Origin of the sequence: Arthrobacter sp. NPDC080073, assembly GCF_040686575.1 — a bacterium.
Classification (GTDB): domain Bacteria; phylum Actinomycetota; class Actinomycetes; order Actinomycetales; family Micrococcaceae; genus Arthrobacter.
In genome coordinates this window covers 71,423-89,240 of the sequence record NZ_JBFBKR010000019.1, presented here as the reverse complement: position 1 = coordinate 89,240, position 17,818 = coordinate 71,423, and the positions used below count along the sequence as shown (strand labels likewise).

General features: G+C 62.8%; 18 protein-coding genes and 2 pseudogenes. 6 read left to right on the top strand and 14 right to left on the bottom strand.

The features are described from left to right. Window positions 1–149 precede the first annotated feature (149 nt). Window positions 150–746 carry a recombinase family protein gene (locus AB0O52_RS18690; RefSeq protein WP_364540672.1) on the bottom strand — a complete coding sequence of 199 codons (597 nt, stop codon included), beginning with the start codon at window positions 744–746 and terminating at the stop codon, window positions 150–152. 387 nt (window positions 747–1,133) lie between these two features. Between AB0O52_RS18690 and AB0O52_RS18685 the strand changes: the two genes are divergently transcribed. Further along, window positions 1,134–2,957: a hypothetical protein gene (locus AB0O52_RS18685; protein ID WP_364540669.1), complete on the top strand. Its 1,824-nt coding sequence runs from the start codon at window positions 1,134–1,136 to the stop codon at window positions 2,955–2,957. A 301-nt stretch (window positions 2,958–3,258) separates the two neighbouring features. Then, window positions 3,259–4,014, top strand: a complete 756-nt coding sequence (locus AB0O52_RS18680; RefSeq protein WP_364540667.1) for a hypothetical protein — start codon at window positions 3,259–3,261, stop codon at window positions 4,012–4,014. 168 nt (window positions 4,015–4,182) lie between these two features. On the opposite strand, the gene AB0O52_RS18675 is transcribed toward AB0O52_RS18680, so the two are convergent. Beyond that, window positions 4,183–4,482 (bottom strand): hypothetical protein, encoded by a 300-nt coding sequence (locus tag AB0O52_RS18675; RefSeq protein ID WP_364540664.1) that lies wholly within the window; start codon window positions 4,480–4,482, stop codon window positions 4,183–4,185. A 222-nt stretch (window positions 4,483–4,704) separates the two neighbouring features. Here AB0O52_RS18675 and mobC point away from each other — a divergent pair, with 222 nt between their 5' ends. Genes mobC through AB0O52_RS18660 form a run of 3 tightly spaced genes read left to right on the top strand, consistent with a single transcriptional unit; the run spans window position 4,705 to window position 7,999 of the window. After that, complete coding sequence (mobC, locus tag AB0O52_RS18670) at window positions 4,705–5,097, top strand: plasmid mobilization relaxosome protein MobC (protein WP_364540662.1); 393 nt, start codon at window positions 4,705–4,707, stop codon at window positions 5,095–5,097. A gap of 3 nt (window positions 5,098–5,100) precedes the next feature. Continuing rightward, window positions 5,101–6,732, top strand: coding sequence for a relaxase/mobilization nuclease domain-containing protein (locus AB0O52_RS18665; RefSeq protein ID WP_364540659.1), 1,632 nt, complete (start codon window positions 5,101–5,103; stop codon window positions 6,730–6,732). Window positions 6,733–6,766: 34 nt separating this feature from the next. Beyond that, window positions 6,767–7,999 (top strand): hypothetical protein, encoded by a 1,233-nt coding sequence (locus AB0O52_RS18660; protein ID WP_364540656.1) that lies wholly within the window; start codon window positions 6,767–6,769, stop codon window positions 7,997–7,999. A gap of 161 nt (window positions 8,000–8,160) precedes the next feature. Here AB0O52_RS18660 and AB0O52_RS18655 read toward each other — a convergent pair whose 3' ends face one another. Further along, the gene (locus tag AB0O52_RS18655; protein WP_364540653.1) at window positions 8,161–8,829 is read right to left on the bottom strand and encodes a transposase; all 669 of its coding nucleotides are present in this window, start codon (window positions 8,827–8,829) and stop codon (window positions 8,161–8,163) included. An 87-nt stretch (window positions 8,830–8,916) separates the two neighbouring features. Here AB0O52_RS18655 and AB0O52_RS18650 point away from each other — a divergent pair. After that, a pseudogene (locus AB0O52_RS18650) lies at window positions 8,917–9,120 on the top strand (IS30 family transposase); the annotation flags it as partial. 607 nt (window positions 9,121–9,727) lie between these two features. On the opposite strand, the gene AB0O52_RS18645 reads toward AB0O52_RS18650, so the two are convergent. The 11 genes and pseudogenes from AB0O52_RS18645 to AB0O52_RS18595 form a co-directional block, all read right to left on the bottom strand. Beyond that, on the bottom strand, window positions 9,728–10,009 hold the full coding sequence (locus AB0O52_RS18645) for a hypothetical protein (RefSeq protein WP_364540651.1): 282 nt from the start codon (window positions 10,007–10,009) through the stop codon (window positions 9,728–9,730). A gap of 528 nt (window positions 10,010–10,537) precedes the next feature. After that, window positions 10,538–11,155, bottom strand: coding sequence for a CGNR zinc finger domain-containing protein (locus AB0O52_RS18640; RefSeq protein WP_364540648.1), 618 nt, complete (start codon window positions 11,153–11,155; stop codon window positions 10,538–10,540). 21 nt (window positions 11,156–11,176) lie between these two features. After that, window positions 11,177–12,097, bottom strand: a complete 921-nt coding sequence (locus tag AB0O52_RS18635; protein WP_364540645.1) for an alpha/beta hydrolase — start codon at window positions 12,095–12,097, stop codon at window positions 11,177–11,179. Further along, window positions 12,090–12,527 (bottom strand): nuclear transport factor 2 family protein, encoded by a 438-nt coding sequence (locus AB0O52_RS18630; protein ID WP_364540642.1) that lies wholly within the window; start codon window positions 12,525–12,527, stop codon window positions 12,090–12,092. Before AB0O52_RS18630 ends, AB0O52_RS18635 begins: the two co-directional genes overlap by 8 nt. Before the next feature lie 43 nt (window positions 12,528–12,570). Continuing rightward, a complete protein-coding gene (locus AB0O52_RS18625) occupies window positions 12,571–13,329 on the bottom strand; it encodes an alpha/beta hydrolase (RefSeq protein WP_364540639.1) in 759 nt (252 codons plus the stop codon). 83 nt (window positions 13,330–13,412) lie between these two features. Then, window positions 13,413–14,261, bottom strand: a complete 849-nt coding sequence (locus tag AB0O52_RS18620; protein ID WP_364540636.1) for an MBL fold metallo-hydrolase — start codon at window positions 14,259–14,261, stop codon at window positions 13,413–13,415. Between the two features lie 29 nt (window positions 14,262–14,290). Continuing rightward, window positions 14,291–14,701: a hypothetical protein gene (locus AB0O52_RS18615; protein WP_364540635.1), complete on the bottom strand. Its 411-nt coding sequence runs from the start codon at window positions 14,699–14,701 to the stop codon at window positions 14,291–14,293. 33 nt (window positions 14,702–14,734) lie between these two features. Then, a complete protein-coding gene (locus AB0O52_RS18610) occupies window positions 14,735–16,024 on the bottom strand; it encodes an NADH:flavin oxidoreductase/NADH oxidase (RefSeq protein ID WP_364540629.1) in 1,290 nt (429 codons plus the stop codon). 303 nt (window positions 16,025–16,327) lie between these two features. Further along, window positions 16,328–16,528, bottom strand: a pseudogene (locus AB0O52_RS18605) (hypothetical protein); the annotation flags it as partial. A 60-nt stretch (window positions 16,529–16,588) separates the two neighbouring features. After that, on the bottom strand, window positions 16,589–17,155 hold the full coding sequence (locus AB0O52_RS18600) for an NAD(P)-dependent oxidoreductase (protein WP_364540626.1): 567 nt from the start codon (window positions 17,153–17,155) through the stop codon (window positions 16,589–16,591). Further along, the gene (locus AB0O52_RS18595) at window positions 17,089–17,538 is read right to left on the bottom strand and encodes a hypothetical protein (RefSeq protein ID WP_364540624.1); all 450 of its coding nucleotides are present in this window, start codon (window positions 17,536–17,538) and stop codon (window positions 17,089–17,091) included. Before AB0O52_RS18595 ends, AB0O52_RS18600 begins: the two co-directional genes overlap by 67 nt. Between the last annotated feature and the right edge of the window lie 280 nt (window positions 17,539–17,818).

Here is a 17,818-nt window from a genome sequence, read left to right as displayed (position 1 = left end):
CAGAACGCTAAACGAACACTCAACGGCGACCACGGTCTGCCCATCGACGACACCCCACAGAATTCAGGGTGTTGCACTCACCACCTGAACTCGCCGGTGTATTTACCGTCAGTTACGAGACCACCATTCGCTGTGGATCGCAGTGGGCGCTATGTGGCCTGGGTTCCAGCGGAGCTAAAGGCCGTCTGGTGGCGGTAGAGCGTCGCGCGGCTCCATCCGACGAGAGTGGCAGCATCTGCCGCGGTGCGTCCGCGTTTGCGGGCATCGGCGACGATTGCGAGCTTTTCCGCGATCACCTCTGGGTTGATTGGTGGTCGGCCGAATCGAGTGCCGGAGTCCCGGGCTGCGGCGATCCCGGCGTTGACGCGTTCTACGATTAGCTCGCGCTCGTATTCGGCCAAGGTGGCTAGCATGTTCAGCATCATCCGCCCGGTCGAGGTCGCGGGGTCGATTCCGTCGGAAATGGACCGGAGGTGTACGCCGCGTTCGCGCAGCAGGTTGACGGTGTTGAGGACGTCGATCAGGGACCGGCCGAGCCGGTCAACTCGCCACACGACGACGGTGTCGTCGGCTTCGGCGTACTCAAGCAGCTTCTTCATCCCGGGCCGCTCGATCGCCGTTTTGCTTCCGGAGGTGACATCGGCGAACACATCGCGCTTCTGGACGCCGGCGGCGAGGAGCGCGTCGAGTTGGAGTTGGGCGTCCTGGCCGGCGGTGCTGATTCTTGTGTACCCGAGTTGTCTCACCCCACCATCGTGTCTCGGAAATGCCAAAAACGTGCCCCGAGACACGATGATCAGTGAGACGACTTTGTAAGACGTCTGCCGCCTCCTGGGATCCGCGTGATTCCGGGGCGTTTGTCATTGGGTTCGGCAGGGCGTGCGGTGTCTTGTAAAGCTGTACTTTTGCAAGACTCCGATTGGAGCGTTTGACGCACCGTCCCAGAGGCGGTTTCTCCGGGCAGACAAACATGATTACGGCATGACTGCCTCCAGCATCGTCGTCCAGCGCAGGATCGCTGAGTTTCCCGTTGGTTTGAGCATCCGGTCGGTGCCAAGATGTACCCAATCAACGATCGGAGATGAATGGTGCGGGTCCGGCCGACGGCAACCGTAAGCGAATGGCTTCTCTCGGTGGCGGAAGTTCTTCCCCTTCAGCATCGGGCTGGTGCCCCATACACCCTGGGTGAAGCGGTCGCAGAACTCGGCGAGTACGCTCAAGCGCTCGATGCCTCGGAGTGGAATTCGAACCCCGCAAAGAAGAACCGCGATTCTTTACGAACTGAGATCCAGGCACAGGCTGAAGCCATCGGGGAACGGCTTGGTGCGCTAATCGACCCACTGCTAGATGACCTTCGCGATGGCGGCCGCCAAGAGGCCGTCGTTGTAGCGTCCACTAGGTTCGGTGAGGTATGGCATTCAGAGTTAGCGGTCACTGACGCCTTCCTCGATCTTTGCGACGCAGCGAAGGTTTCCGGGACAACCAGTCGTGCATTGCGGAAACTGTCGGCGATCATCGCGTCCCAAGTCGGCCCCGCCGCAAACAGCACCTTCTCACTGCTCAGCCACGCGGCCGACAGACTCGTCAACACCGAGGATGACCTAGCTCGTTGGATCGACATACAGCTTCCAGAGCCATTGACGGAAGCACGTCGGCTTGAAATGGCCACAGACATCCTCGTTGCCCCACCTACAGGTCGGATAGTTGTGTGGACGGTGTATTACCGCGCCGTTCCTTCGCGGATGCGAGAGGTTGCAGGCCCGATGACGTTCCTCCGAGCGGATTGGGCGCTTCCGAACGCTTTTGACATCGAACTGCAAGACTTCCCGGAACGCGCCGAGTTGAGCGAGATCCGTGAGGACGTGTCCTGGCTGGACCAGGTCCATGTCGAATCGCTGAAACCGGAGAACCGACTCACCCTTGTTCGAATCGACCTCGGGGAAAGGCAGCTCGCCGGGGCGGTCGAGGAAGCCCATCGCCGAATCGAAGCGGTCCTAAGCGTTGCTGTCCAGGCAGGCGGCGCCTCTTGGCAAAGCGCCGGCGTAGACGCAGTCCTTCTTGATAGAAAGATTCGCAGCTCTTCACTCGGCCTAAGTATCCGCGGGACTCCAGCTCTAGAAGATGACCGTTACGGGATGCGCGCCACGGGTGACATCCTCAGCATCGTCGTTGATCAGCTCGGTGATGCCCTGATAAAGGGACCCATGCCCGACCACCTCGTCGAAGCCCTGACCTCGCTTCGTGAGGCACGGATGACTGATCATCGCGACGTTCTCTTCCATGGCGCACGTCGAGTCACGCCTCGCATAGCGACGGCGCTGGAGGACCATGCGATGGAACTCTTCGCATCGGTGTTAAAGGTACGTCCAACAACTCTGGCCACAACCCTCCAGTGTCAAGAAGCTCTCGCCCAGGCTGGCCGCCGAATTGCTGAGCAATTGAGGGCACCATTCAAAGAAGCATGGTCAAGCGAATACCACGACGGTCGGCGAGAGCTCGAAAGCAAAATCTCCAACTACAGTACAGGTGGAGTCATCATGGTGTCCGTTGCGAAAGTTGTTGACCTCCAAGGCGAAATCCGTGCACTTCCGATGTCCGAACTCCAGCGCGCTGACCTTGAGGATGCTCTTGCGATCTGCACTGATCCCGATCGGGAGCGTCAGTTCCTTGAGGAACTGTTGCGCGAGACGGGGCTGCTCCGTGCCCGGCATCGACGCGTTCGGAACGCGGTCAACCACGGTCTTCCGCTCAACGAGACGACACTAGACAGCATCCGCGAGTATGCCGACCACACATCGAGCGCCGCGCTTAACATCGCCCTCACATGGTTCAAAAACGGCGACCCGGGCCCAACCCTGCTCCAGCAAGAAGACGACGCATGGACCCACCGGATGGATCGGATCAGCCGCGGCATGAGCTGGGCGACGGAGGACACACAAACCGGGAAAGGATCGTAATCGCAATCGAGTAACAGCGGAGAGATACTTCCCTGTATTTAGACAACCGCCCAAAGCATCCAACGCCGGACCGCCGCCCGTCGCGGCCGGGTTCTTATCAGCAGGGACAACTCTCCTCCACCAGGACGGGCGAGCCAAAGCTGGAATGTTAGAGGCCGGAACGTGGTTGGCTCTTCACGCGCCGGGGATTCGCGCCGGGTTCTTGACGCCTTCATCCAAGACCCGCCCCGCTGCCGCGCACGCGAATTGCTCGGCGCTCGGGTATCTCTTGCGTGGAGAGAGGCCTCCCTGGTTTGCAGCAGTGGAATGGCCGCGGGCCGGTGAAGGATCCTCTGGCGGCGACTACACCAAACGCGCGGAGGCCGTGGCCGCCATCTCGGAATGGATCAGTACGCACACGCCCGAATACGGAAACTCCTTCCGCCAGAAACAGGACCACGGGACCATGGTTTCCCTGGGCGGCCACGAGCTGCAGGTCTGCAACGCGGCCGAGGACTCGAGGCTGGGCTCCTACCAGGATCTCGCGATCTCCCTGAAGGATGTGCCGGCGCCTGCGCTGGTCTTCACCCGCATGGAATTGCTGGAAGGAAGCGCCGGCATCATCACCCGGCTGGAGAACAAAGTGTCCGGGCTTCCCGACTTTGAGGCCCAGTTGCGCCAGACCATTACCGAAAAGCAGGCGGTGCTGGCCGGCGTCGAGAGCCAGGCCGGCAAGCCGTTCAAATACGAAGACAAACTCATCGCAGCGCGCGCGAGGTGCGCGGAGCTGGAGGAGAAACTTCAGGCATCCATCGACCCGCCCAAACCACCACCGGCGGCAGAGGTTTCAGGACCGGAGGCGGACCCGGGCCTTGCCCGGCTGCGCAGACTGCAGGCCGCCAGCTTCCCCGCGGCTCCGAAAAACACGCACCCGCAACACAGCCACCCGACACCTCAAGGACGCGCCGGAGCCGCCCCCGGCCACTCCCGAGAGGGTGGTTTCGAGTGCTTGCCGAGGCGGGCCCCGGTTGTTTGTCCCGTGGGTGGTGAATTAGGAACTGGTTCCTTGATGAGGTGACGATCATGGTCGGAGGTTGTGCATGATCGCCGGTCCCGGTGGTGCCGTGCAGGCCATTGGTGCCCTGGCGGTTGTGTGCAACCGGTCAGGTGGGTCCTGTCGTCCACAGGTGTGCGGGAAAAGCCCGGAGGAAATAGCTTTTGCCGTGCCCCTGTGGGCGGGGGGCTGCTACGCCGATGCGCCGGTCACGGGAGCGGACTCCTGGGCGGTCTTCCGGGTGCGGGGGCGGCCGCCGGCTTTCTTGGCAGGGGCGTCCAGGCCGAAGCTGCGCAGGTCGGAGTCGGTCCAGTCGGCGCGGAGGGCTGCCTGGTAGTCCTTGGCGTACTTTTGCTCGGCGGCTGCCAGCAGCTGGGCTGCTTCGGCGAGTTCGACGCCGCTGGCGGCGGCGGTTTTCACCGCATTGACTTTGACGTCGCGGGCGGCGTCGATTTTTGCGGCAGCTTTTGCGGCGATGTCGTTGATGTCCATGCACCGACTCTAACCGTTCCCCTACCGGCGGCCCGGGAGGGGTTTCCGGTGGGTCACACCCGGGGTTCGAAAACCATCAAACGCAGACGCCCGGAGCAAGCTATACATTTACACGGGTGTAAATGGCGTGTCCTGCACCGTTCCTGCGTCGCGGTTTGGCACACTGGCTTGTGTGTCCCCGGTTTCGGGGTCGCTGCGCTGGGCCTTTGAAGGGGGATCGGGATGTCGGAAGAGGAGAGCATCCGCCGTCCTAATCTGTCCCGCCGTCGTCGGGCCAACTCGCCCGCTGGCAGTAAGAAGCGGCGTGAGGTGTGGGTCACGGTTGAAGAGGAGGCGGCCCTTGTTGCCAGGGCCGTGGGGGAGAAGGTCACGGTCCCGAACCTGCTGATTTCCTCGGCCCTGTCCGAGTATTCTGATTCGCCGACGGAACGACGCGCGATAGCTGCGGAACTTATGTCCCTGCACAATCTGCTGGCGCGTTCCTCGAACAACATCAACCAGCTCGCTCGGCAGGCGAACGCCACGGGCGAGGTCCCGGTCGAGGCCCGGGACGCGCTGAAGCACCTGCGTTCGGTGGCGATGCGGATCGATGACGCCATTGACGGGCTGATGTAGCCGATGATTCCGAACATCACCCGCGGTTCGCGCATGGGCGGGCTCATGGTTTACCTGGCATCCACGGATGCTGACAGGACGAAGAACGTCCATCAGGATCCGCACCTGGTGGCAGGTGATGCGGCGATCATGGCGTGGTATGACGACGGGGTGCTGGACCGCGACGATGCCCTGGCGATCGCCAAGCATCTGGATCGTCCCCGCAAGGTGTTCGGTGTCTCGGTGCAGATCAAAGACCTGCGGTGGGACGCGGTGAAGAAGGAACGCGTGCACGTCGGGTACAAGGACGCGAGCGTGTGGCATTGCTCGCTGAGTCTGCGCGCCGAGGAGGGTGCGCTGACGGACCAGCAGTGGGGCGATGTCGCCAACGACTTCGTGGATGCCATGGGCTTCACCGAAGCCAGCGGCAAGGCGCCGTGCCGGTGGGCCGCGGTGAACCATGGCACGAGTGAGAACGGCAATCACCACATTCACCTGGCGGTGTCTCTCGTCCGTGAGGACGGTACGAAAGCATCGACCCATGGTGACTACAAGCGTGCACAGGAAACCTGCCGGGAGCTGGAGGTCAAGTACGGTCTGGAACAGCTCTCCACGGTGCACGCCACCCGCGGTTACGACCGGGCGGAGAAGGCCACGGCCGTCCGGGACGACCGCGAAATGCACCGGTCCTCCCTTGCACGTAAGGTGCGGGCCAGCGCCAGCGCCTCGGCGACCGAAGCGGAGTTCGTCCGCCGGGCCCGGGACACCGGTCTGCTGATGCGCCCGCGCTACGCGAAGAACACCACCGACGTCATTGTCGGCTACTCCGTGGCCGAACGCCCGACCCCGGGGGAGCGGCCTATCTGGTTCGGCGGTGGGACCCTGGCCTCTGACCTGAAACTCGGTGCCCTCCGGGCGGAATGGGCCGACGCCCCGCACCTGGCCACGGAAGCCGCAGCGGAATGGAACGCCGCCGCACGCAACAAGCGCACGGTCTCCAGGATGGGTCCCGAGAACGCCACCCCGCCCGCGGATGCATGGGTTCAGTACACCCGCAACGCGGCCGCCCTTGCGGACCAGCTACGCACCATCCCGCGGGATGACCATGCGACCTGGGCGAAGGCCGCCCGGGAAGTGTCCGGTGCGTTTGCGGCATGGTCGTACCGGCTGGAACCGAGCCCCGGGCCGCTGGCGGCCACCGCCGCCGAACTGTCCCGCACCGCCCAGCTGCGCGCACCACGGCAGCACGGCAAACCGGTCGCCCTGCCGTCGATAGCGGGAACCGCCATGTTGTTCATGGCCGCGTCGAGCAAGAACAAGACAGCCGCGCAAACAGCGCTGATGGTGCAGCTGATCAACACCGCCTTCGCCGTGTATGAAATGCACGCCCAGTCCGGGCGGACCCGTGAAGCCGGGGGCATCCGGTCCGTGGTCGAGGAGCAGCTGGGCCCGTTCACCGCGACCATGCCCAAGCCCGTTCTGGTGGGTGGGGAACAGCAGTCGGCACCCGAGGCTGCCGTGGCGCCGAGGGCGATCGATATCGCCCGCCGCGGCATGGTCCCCATCCGTCCCGGATCCGCAGTACCCACGCCGGCGACACCGGCGAAGGCCTCCCAGCACGACCGGCGCGACTCCGGTCCGGGCTACGACCGATAACAACCACCACTACATCAACTGCAAGGGGAACAGCATGAGTGAATCAGATGGAATGGATGACGTCCTGGACGGCGGTCTGCGGCAGTCGCTGATGATCGCCTCACGCATTGCCGAGACACTGGCACGCCGCCGCCAGGAGAGCCAACGGCAACAGGAACACCAGGACACCCAGACAGCCCACGAAGCCCGGGCGCGCCTCGCCGCCGAACGCAGCGCCGCGCACGCGGCCCTGGCCCCCGTGGAAAAAGACCAATGGTGGGACAAAGCCCAGCCGGGCGACATCGCCACGGCCCACGCCGTCGCCGAAAGCTGGAAGGACCACGACCCGGCCGCACTGGCAGCCTCGGAGACGATCCGCAGGCAAGTCCTCACCCGCTACGGCATCGACACCCGCGACGTCGGCCCGGACGCCGCCTACCTGGAATCAGGGATCCAGGCCATCACGACGGAACAGGCCCGGCAGGACGAACTTGCCCGCAGCCAGGACGAGACCCGGAAGGCGGCCGCCGACCACGAGAGGGCCATGGGCCTGCTCGCAGCGGCCCGCGCCGAAGAACTCCGCGCCCAGGCCGCGACACTGGCCCCTGAAATGGAACGCCACCAGGTCCCTGTCGAGTACCTGGCCAACCCCGAGCTGGCGCAGGCACTGCAGACCGCCCACAACGCAAAAACCTCGAAGGCGCTGGAAGCAGCAGACGCCACCGTGCGGGAACGGATGTTCCTCATCGGCAAGGACGGCATCAACGGTCCCGACCTTGACCAGCTGCGGAAGGAAACCACTGCCAACGTCAACGGGGCCGGCCACGCGCACTTCGAGGATCCCGCGTTCGTGAAAGCTGTGAAGGACATGCACGAAGCCAGACTCCTGGCCGAAGGCGGATTCCAAAGCTCCGAATGGATGACCGTGGAACAGCGGTATGAACGCGCCGAGAAGGAACTCTTCGCACGGATGGAGGGCGTCGGCCGCGAGATCGAGAACCGTGCCACCGGCAACGACAGCAGCCGGCTGGAAGACCAGGGCCTGAAGGCGGAGAACACCTCTGCCGCCGGGTACGGCTCAGCCGAACACCACGAAAAGTTCGCGGAGTCGCTCGCCACCACCGGCGCGAATGAAACCCAGATCCGCGGACGCCTCGCCGCAGCCCGCAGCGAAGGCACCCACCCCGGCACCGCCGTGACCATGGGCAAGGGCGCCGCCAAGGCCAGGAAGTCCCGCCCAGGAACAGTCGTGGGTTCCGAGAGAGGCAAGAACGGCCTGACCCGCTGAACACCCAGCCACACAAATGAGGGGAACAGCTCCGCGCGGATCACAGTCCATCGGGTTCGAGGGATTTCGGGACACGGGAGCAGGCGGCTTCGCCGCAACTGTGCCCGGCCGTCATGTCTCCGAAGGCCACGGCGAAAGCACCCCGGGAATCACGACAACGGTCACCGGACCGGACCTTGCAGCCCGACCGGCCGCCGGGCTGAGGAAACCCCCAGCTCTGTGCCCACGGCGAAACGGGGCCGTGCGCTGGTTTGATGGAGTTGATCCTCGGAGAGGATTAGGCTTCGGCCCATGAGGATCGCGAAATCCGACACCATTGCCGGCCTGCCGGCAACCGTTCGATGAGGAGTTTGCGGGCGTAGGTGTTTCCGGCCCTGGTGCCGGGATTGGCCGGAGGAGTTCTCGCTGGGTACCAGTCCGAGGTAGGAGCCGATGGAGGAACCGGTGAAGCGCGTCCAGTCCCCGATTTCCACGGCCAGCCCGAACGCGGTGGTCATCTGGATGCCGCGCAGGCACATCAGCGCCTCGACCACCGGGGAGTACCGGCACGCTGCGGCCGTGGCCGCGACGTGCTTGTCGATGCGGGCCAAATGCCCGGCGAGCAGCTCGGCCTGCACGAGATCGGCTTCGTAGGTGAACTGCAGCGCTGGTTCCTCAAAGCGCTGTCGGTGCAGCCACAGGCTGTGTTCCTTCGTCCAGCGGTTGTCCTTGGGGTAGCGGATGCCGTGGCGCAGCAGGACGGCGTTCACGTGCTGGCGGGCGTGCGCGAGGTCCTTGGCCGCGCCTGCGCGCAGCCGGGACAGATCCCGCAGCGCTTCTTCCAGTCGCATGTCCGGTGCGGAGGGCGGGTCGGGGAAACGGGCCGAGAGCAATCCTGGCACCGCGCCCTGGCCCGACCCTACATCACCGGCGCCTACAACCAGTCAGCCATCGGAACCCTGGTCGAGCGCACCACCTGCTATGTGATGCTCGTCCGCCTGCCAAATGACCACACCGCCGAAACCGTCCGCGACGGCCTCATCGCCACCATGAACACCCTGCCGGCGCACCTGCGCGGCTCCCTTACCTGGGACCAAGGCGCCGAAATGGCCGGACACAAATCCTTCAGCCTCGCCACGGACACTAACCACCTAACCAACAGGTGTTGCGACGACCCCTAAAATCCGCCCGCTGGGGCGGAGGGCTTTTTTGTGGCCAGTTCTGAACCCACTCCACGGAAACCCCACGTTTTGGGACGAAAACGCCCGTCAGCTCGGAGGGTTCTGTCGTAGTGCCGCGGGACCGCTGCCACGTGATCCAGAGCGGTCTCCCGAGGGCGACAAAGAGCGAACGCTCCGTGGAGCGTATAAGGCACCCTCACCGGTTATGTCGAGGTCGTGGTTATTTCGATATCGGGCCGGACTGCGGCTGGGCGGCGGAACGCGGGTGGATTCAGTTCGGTATAACGAAAGGCCGTCCCCCGGATACCGGCAGGGGTTGCCCGAGACATGAAGGCACGGACGTCCACGTTGTTCGGGAGCCCGACGCTGGGCTCATGGGCCAGACGGAGTCGCGGGACAAGCTGAAGTCGTGCTCGGCTTTCCGGCTATTTTCCGGGCTTCACAGTAATTCATTGCCGGAGCGAGCAGGGGGGCGGAACGTTGACCGGACCACCGATCTGGTCCAGGGAATACCCGTTGGGGTACAGCGTGGAGCCGGCGTCGCCGGGCGTGAAGTGCGGCTGCAGCTTCAACGGCCGACGCCGGCGCACGGCGTTGCGGACGAAAAGCCCTGCTTTGAGCGCGGTCCGGGAGATCCGCGTCGCGCGGGGCCGAGCGCGGCAGTGAGGCGGTCCTCGTCGAGCATCGTGCTGGTGAGCTGTCTGGCCAGAGGGCGCCGCGGAGCAGGCCAGGGGCTTTGGAAAACCTGGACAGTGGCGTCCATCGGGTGTTGGCTTTGAGCCGACGGTGCGACGTGGGCCGCCTCGTAGTGATCGAAAGATTCCTCGGCTTCAGCGTAAGTGGCAGGCATCGCTGTGATGCCAGTACGAGAGCCCAGCTTTGTGAAGAACAGGGGACTGCCCCCGGTTTTGTTGACTCCTTGACTTAGCGAGCTTGTGCTCGTGGAAGGATGTTGACCATGCCTACGGCTACTGGGCGGAGTTCCGCCAGGATGTTATTGATGTGGCCCGCAAAGGCGAGGCGACGTTGGCATAGATTGCGAAGGATTTCGGGCTGTTTCCTGGCTGGCTGTTCCTACTTGCCCCCGGACACGAGGACGTCTGGTTCGACTCCTCAATAGTTCACCACTGAAAAACGGTCAGGTCGCCTTAGCTAATTTGGCTGGCCGAGCGTTGAGATTAGGACTCAGCCGGATAAGTGCAGTTCCCGCCTAAATCCGGCGAATCGCATCCGGTGCGAATTCGACGGACTTCGATACCGCCGCCCCGCCGATAACCGGCCACTCCCGCGATTCCCTATGGTTTCGGGTAGAAGCGGTGCGCTCCAGCGGAACCGGGCGCAGCTGATGCAGGCGAAATTGAAGACGCCTGGTGTGGCGTTAGCTGGCTGCTGCGCGTTCCCGGTAGGCCCGGACGTTGGCCCGGTTTCCGCAGAGCTTTACGTCGTGCCAGACGGCGCTGTTGTTGTTGGAGCGGTCGTAGAAGACGACGTCACACGTCTCGCTCTTGCATGACTTCATGCGCCGCAGGACGCCCTCGATTTGCCCTTGATGGCAGATGAGCAGCAGCGCCGTCTCGAAGTACTTCCAGCCCTCCCCGCCGGGGCGGAGCCCGATACCTTCAGTGGATACCGTCAGCACCGGACGATAAATGAGGGTGTTCCGGCCGGCTCCGCTGGAGGTTTCGGAATGGGAATGTCCGAAGAGGCCTTCAAACAATCGGTCCCTGAAGGCCGCCAGGGCCTTGCGGTCGTTCTCCGTCAACCGGGGCAGCGTCTTCGCCCAGCCCAACTCGTCGATGGAGATCCACTGTTCGGTCACCTGGTCGGCCCATTCCTGCGCGGAATCCAAAGTGGCGAGCAGGTCAGGGGGGGCTATCGTGCCCTCCGTGATGGTGTTGAGGAAGTCCTGAACGAGACCGAGGTTTCCGGGCGCGACGGAGAGCCCGTAGCGGGTTGTAGCGGGCCAAGCCATGTAGCGTCCGGTTCCCTCGGTCATGGTGAGATGGTTCTCCCTATTCTACTTGTCCGGCATCAGGTGCTTGCTGAACCATTGCAGGGCTGCGCCGGAAGTCGCTTCGAATTCTCCGAGGTAGGCATCAAAGTGTCCTCCGGGGAAGAGCAGCAGCTCTTTGGGTTCGAGGGCACGCTGGTAGGCCTCCAGTGCCAGATCAGTGGGCGTTATCCGGTCGTTGTCTCCGACGATCATCAGAAGAGGCGTCGGTGAGACGCGTCCGATGAAAATCCCCGGCTCGTACGCTCGGGCCGCCCTCGTTGAGCGAACGGTGACGTTGTTCTCCCAGAGCCCGTCGGGGATGGGTTGCAGGTAGAACGATACGGCTTCCGGATCCGTGTAGCTTGCCGGGACGGACCCGTCAGAGACCAGGGCAATACGGTGCGGTTCCTCACCCGCGAGCTGTGCCTGGTCATCGGCCGCGAACGAGGCCTCCAAGGCTGCCAGTTTGTCCGGGTTCACCCGCCGGAGTCCTTGCTGATACCCGCTGATGGTAGGCACCTGGGAGACGATCGCCTTCAGCCGGGGTTCGGTGGCTCCAAGGACGAGCGCGTGGCCTCCCGAGTAGCTTGAGCCCCACAGGCCGATCCGTTCCGGATCGACTTCGGGCCGGGATTGGAGGTAGGTGATGGCCCTGCGCCAATCTTCGATCTGCTGCCAGGGGTTGATGTCCTGGCGGGGTGTCCCGCCGCTTTCTCCGAAGCCCCGGTGGTCGTGGAAGAGCACGACGAAACCGGCGCTGGCGAAGGCTTCAGCGTAAGGGAGGGCGCCCTGTTCCTTAACTCCTCCGTACCCCATGGACAGCGTCAGCGCGGGATGCGGGCCATCGCCTGTCGTGGGTATGTAGAGGTTGCCCCGGAGTTCAACGTTCCCGTCGGCACGGAAGGCGACGCGTTCGATCGTGAATTTGTCCTGTGTTTTAGTCATTTGCGCGGAAGTGTCCTGATTCGAGTTTGCCTTGGGTTCTGCGGTTCATTTCACCGGAGAACTCCAGGAGGGCAGCGAGGGGGCGGTGGCTGATGGAGATGTGCTGGATGAGTCCTTCCTCGTTCCGGGTGAGAACCGTCACGCCGGAGAATTCGGCTCCGGAGGCGCCCGTCGCTTCCCATTCCACGTAGGTCCGGGGACCGTTCGTGGCTTCATGGGTGAACCGAAGGTCCTTGTAGTAGTTGCTGGCCGTCGACATAACGGTCTGTACGTCGGAGCGTCCTTTGACAGGGACCAGAAGGGCCGCCGCCTCAAGCACAACGTCATCCGCGAAGGCTTCGCCGAAGGCTTCCTCGGATTTGGCCGCGAATGCGCCAGTCCAGCTTTCCTCGGCGACTTCGCCTGTTTTGATGCTGTTTGTCGGGTTCATTGTCTTTGATGTCTTTTTCTTAGGTACGTTGCGTGGCTGATTCCTAGGCCTTCACTCGGTCCAGGGAGCGGGCGAAGTCTCCCACGATCCGCGAAACCTCTTGGGGCTTCTCGAGATGTGGGAAGTGCCCGGCGTCGGCGATGCCGACCACCGGGGCGTTTGCGAAGCGTGGAAGTACGGCGGCGGCGATCACCTCTTCGGTGACGAAGGGATCCCCGGCACCTCGTACGATCAGCGTGGGTCCGGCATAGGCTGAGGGGATGGCGCCTGCAGCGTCACCGTTGTTCCAGGCATCGAACACCTGAGCGACCACGGTGGGGTGGATTGCTGTTCCGGAGGCGAGCAAGGTTTCAAGAGCATCCGGGCTGAGGGACACCGAGACGCCGAGTCGTCCCTGCCGTTGGGCGTCGGCGTCGCCTCCCAGGGAGCGGAAGGAGGTGGCGGCGTCCCCTGTGAGGTGGACGCCCGCGAGGGGGACGGGCGTGAGCAGCGCCAGCCCCGCTACCCTTCCAGGGCGGGCGGCGGCTGCGAGTTCGCTCACTTGGGCCCCCATGCTTTGCCCCACGAGGACGACGGGAGTGTCGGAGCGGTCGATCTCGGCGATAACCGACTCCGCGAGCCGCCGGAGCGTGAAGGGTCCTTCATCGTCCAGGTGGGCGCCCGCGCCGGGAAGGTCAAGGGCAACGGCTTCGAAGTCCTCTCCGAGGAGGGACAAGACGTTCTCCCAGGCGGTCCGGTCATCGAGGAATCCGTGAACGAAGATGATCCTGGTCCGCGGCGCTTGGTTCTGGTCATTGGACATGCGTAGTGACTCCTTTGTCATCAGCTGTGCAGTTATCGGGGTGGGAGGTGAAGGCTTTCCGGGAAATTGCTTGAAGCCTGGTTCTAACCGGTGTGGCTTAGAAGTCCGACTGCGCCGTACCAGACGGGCCCTGGATTCATGCGGAAGGGGTAACGGCGCATGATGGCGTTGTAGTACTCCTCCGGGCTGGATACCGTCGCGAGAAGCTGCTGCGCGTCCTTGAGGTAGGCACGCGTTTCTTCAATGCTTTCCGGGTTATCGGGGGCGCCGGGGGCCTTGTGGCCCGCGACGACGAACTTGGGCTTCAGCGCCGCGATGGTGTCAAGCGCCGCAAGCCATGAGGCGAATCCTTCTTCGGAAGATTCGAGCACATATTGGTGGACGCCGTTGTAGACCGAATCCCCTGCTACGACGAGCTCCAGCGACGGAACCCACAGGGCGGTCGTGTCGTCGGTGTCGGTGTGACCGAGCTCAATCGGAACCAGCCGGTGGCCCTCAATTTCGAAGCCGTCGGCGGGAACCGCCTCAGCGATCAGGGGCGACGGCGGGACAAGTCCCGGGAAGACTGCATCCCAGAGCTTCTCGCGACCGACGGTGGCTTCGTGCTCCATGCGGCCGAGGGTGCCCGGTGTTGCATACACCGTCACGCCAGGGAAGCTGGAAAGCAGCTCTCCAGCGCCCAACCAGTGATCGCCGTGAGCGTGGGTGATGTAGACGTAGCGGAGTTTCTTGCCCGAGTCATGGATCCAGTTCCGTACGCGCTCGATCTGCCCGAAGGTATACGGGACGTCGACCAGTACGGCGTCATTTTCCCCGGAAATCAATGTGATCGACAGGGGTGAAGAGACTATCGCCTCGCCGCTGGGAAGCCGTTGGTCTCCGGCACGCGGGGTGCCGTCGAGCACCAAAACTTCATAGGACAGAGTTGTCATTGGTTGCTGTTCCGTTCCTTATCAGGGCACTAACTCGATGTTGTAATAGCCACAAGGGCTATACATATTACACAAGCCTTCGGTTCGATCCTCCGCGTTGATATGTGCATGTAGCTGCCGTACCAATCGTCGATCTTGCGGATAGTCTCGTCTGCGATTGCGGCAAATCCGCCGCCATGGGTATAGAGCAGGACCCGTGAAGTGTCCGCATCCTTGGGCGGCGCCCAGCTGCCCGCCACCGCTCCCACCGCCTCCTCTTTGTAGCTAACGTTTTCGGGTTCCTTGGTGGACTGGTGCAACTCGTCGAAAATGCTGCGCAGCAGCCGGGTCGTCATGCCGGCCGTGGTCGCCATGATCTCCGACCAGTCGGTGTAGAGATCCTTGAGCAGGTCGCTATCGGCCAAGGTTTCGTGTGATGGCAATTCACTTACCGGAGTCATCCAAAACTCCTAGAATCCCGTTCCCGTGATCTTCTACCAGCGTCCTTGCCAGTAATGTGCCGGGTGCGCTTTGGTGGCGCCAAGCTTTTGCGCTGCACGGTTTGGCCACTGCGGGTCGCCCAGGGCGGCCCGCGCAATGGAGACCCCGTCAGCCTGACCGGTGACAAGTATCTGTTCGGCCTGGCCCGCTTCGGTGATCTTACCCACCGCGGTCACAAAGGCATCGTCAGGCAGCGAGTGCTTGACGGCCTGGGCCAGCGGAACCTGATAGCCAAAACCGTTCGGGCCGAGGTAGGGGCCGATACCCGCACTAGAGAGGTCAAAGGCGCGCATGCCATAGGAGTAAAGTTCTCTGGCCAATTTGATGGTGTCCGCGGTACGCCACCCGTCCTCAACCCAGTCTTCGCCAGAGAACCTGATACCCAGCACCTTGTTGTGAGGCCACACCGCTGCAACGGCCTGCACGATTTCGCGGAGGTAGCGGGTGCGGTTTTCCCAACTGCCGCCATACTCATCGGCACGTTTATTCGACAAAGGGGAAAGGAATTGATGAATCAGATACCCGTGGGCGGCGTGGATTTGAATCATGTCAAAGCCTGCTGCATCGGCCCGTTTGGCGGCCTCAGCCCAGGATTGAACGGAAAGCACAATTTGCTCTTTGGTCATTTCAACGGCTGGTTCCAAACCATAGATGTCACTGGGAGTGGAAGTGACAGTTGGCCAACCGCCCATGTTTTCCGGGATGCTTCCGACTTTGCCCTCGGCTTCAAGGTCTTTTAGCCAGCCGTAGGTCGAAGCCTTCGCACCAGCGTGGGCCAGCTGGATGGCGATAGCCGCTCCGTGCGAATGCACATAGTCGGTGATGCGCTTCCAGCTGGTGGCCTGTTCGTCGTTCCAGATACCGGCGTCCCTGTCGGAGATCCGGCCTTCAGCCGTGACTGCAGCGGCTTCGGTGACGATCAGGGAAAACCCGCCATTGGCCATCGAGCCAAGGTGCACCAGGTGCCAGTCAGTCGGCACACCGTCAGCTTTGTCGACGGCGTACTGGCACATGGGGGCTAAGACGACACGGTTACGCAGTGTCAAGCCGGAGCCGGACCGGGTCGGAATAGTCACAGGCATGAACAGAGCAGTTGCGTCTGCGGGCATTTGTTGCCACTTCTTATCACCCTCGACGAGTGCTCTGTTCTCCTGGCCTCGACCCTGCAGCTTCGCGTCCTCGGGAACCGTGCGGTCAGCAGATATCCCGCTCCGGGTGGTGTCGTTATCCCATTCAGCTTCAACGGCTGCGATGTCGTTATCAATCAAAGTCTGCTCAGTCATTTGTTTTGGGCTCCCTTGCTCAAAATGGCTTCATCCGCACCCATAGAAGCGGGGGACGTTTCTATGACTACTTCTACTGCTTCCAAAAGTTCTGAAGATTCATTAGTGGCCTTCTCTGGATCAAGGCACTAACGCGATGTTGTAATAATCACATACGTGATGCCTATTACACAAGCCTGCGCCGACGATTTCCTCCGCTTTGCGTGATCCTGTTCAGGAACGGCCATCCTCAAAGCGTCTCCGGTCGCAGCCCCTTCTGAGGCACCACCCGGATGAAAACCTGCCAGAGCCCGCTTCCGACATTCAGGACGCGGGGTGGAATGCTTTGGCATTGACCCGTTGTGCGGCGCCCACCCTATCCAGGTAGGGGGTGATGCCTCCGAGGTGCATGGGCCAGCCGGCGCCTGTGATCACGCAGAGGTCGATGTCCTCAGCGGTCGGAGCCACGTTGTCTTCCAGCATGAGACCGATTTTCTGAGCGAGCGCGTCCTGCACGCGGACCAGCGTCCGTGGACTGGCTTGGGGTCTCCCCGAATGGGCAGCAGGTCCCGTGCGCTTGGTGATCTAGTCGATCAGCCGGATCGGAGCACCTGCCTGGAATGCGTCGATGTCCTCGACCGCGTCCTGGTAGAAGATCTTGTACAGGTCGCGGGTGACGTATCCGATGTGTCCTGTGAGCAGTGCATTGGGTAGCGACCGTAACTGATGGTTTGCGGGCAGCGGCTCTGTGTCGAAGACGTCGATCGCGGCCGCTCGGATCCGGCCGTGGAGCAAAGTATCAACGAGCGCGACCTCATCGACCACCGGTCCGCGCGAGGTGTTGACCAGGATCGCGGAAGTCTTCATGGCCCCCAGTTCCGCTGCAGTGACTAGCCCACGCGTGCGATCGCTCAGAACCACGTGGATCGTCAGTACGTCGCTCTCCGTGAACAATTGTTCCTTGGTTACTGCTCGGACGCCGTGCTCGGCGGCGGTTTCAGCGGTTAAGTTCTGACTCCATGCGATGGTGTTCATCCCAAAGGCCCGTCCCACCCGTGCCACTTCGGAACCGACGCGGCCCAGACCTAGGATGCCGAGGGTCTTGCCGAACAAGCCGTCACCGACCGATACCTGCCAGCCTCCTTTGCGCATGGACTCCACCTCGTCAGATTTCTTGCGGCAGCGAGGATCAAAGCCCATGTGTGCTCGATGGTGGGGTGCGACTCGTACCCCGTCCCGCAAACAGTGATGCCAAGTTTTCGCGCGGCAGCAACGTCGATGACGGAGTTAGCCGGGCCGGTACTCACGAGGAGTCGAAGGTCGGTCAAGCGCTCCAGGACCTCGGCCGCGAATCCTGTCCGTTCCCGCATGGCCACGAGCACATCGAACCCGGCGAGGCTACGGACCGCATCGTCGGCGTCGGCGAACGGCTTGGTGAAGACGCGCACTTCAGCGGAAAGCGACCCCCAATCAGCTAGGCCAGTTGCGACATTCTGATAGTCGTCGAGAATCGCGATCTTTATACGCTCAGTCATTTCTGGCGGTCTCCGCTTCCTGCGTAGTTAGCGATATAGGTCCGGGGACCCTTCGTGGCTTCATGGGTGAACTAAAGGGCTTTATAGTAGTTGCTGGCTGTCGAGGTGGCGCTCCGCACATAGGCGCGGCCCTTGGACTGGGGCCAGGAGGGCCGTCGCTTCGAGTACAACGTCCTGCGAAAACGCTTCGCCGAAAGACTAGGACTTGGCCGGGAACGCGCCGGTCCAGCTTCTCTCACCGACTCCCTCTGTTTTGATGCTGTTTGTCGGGTTCATTGTT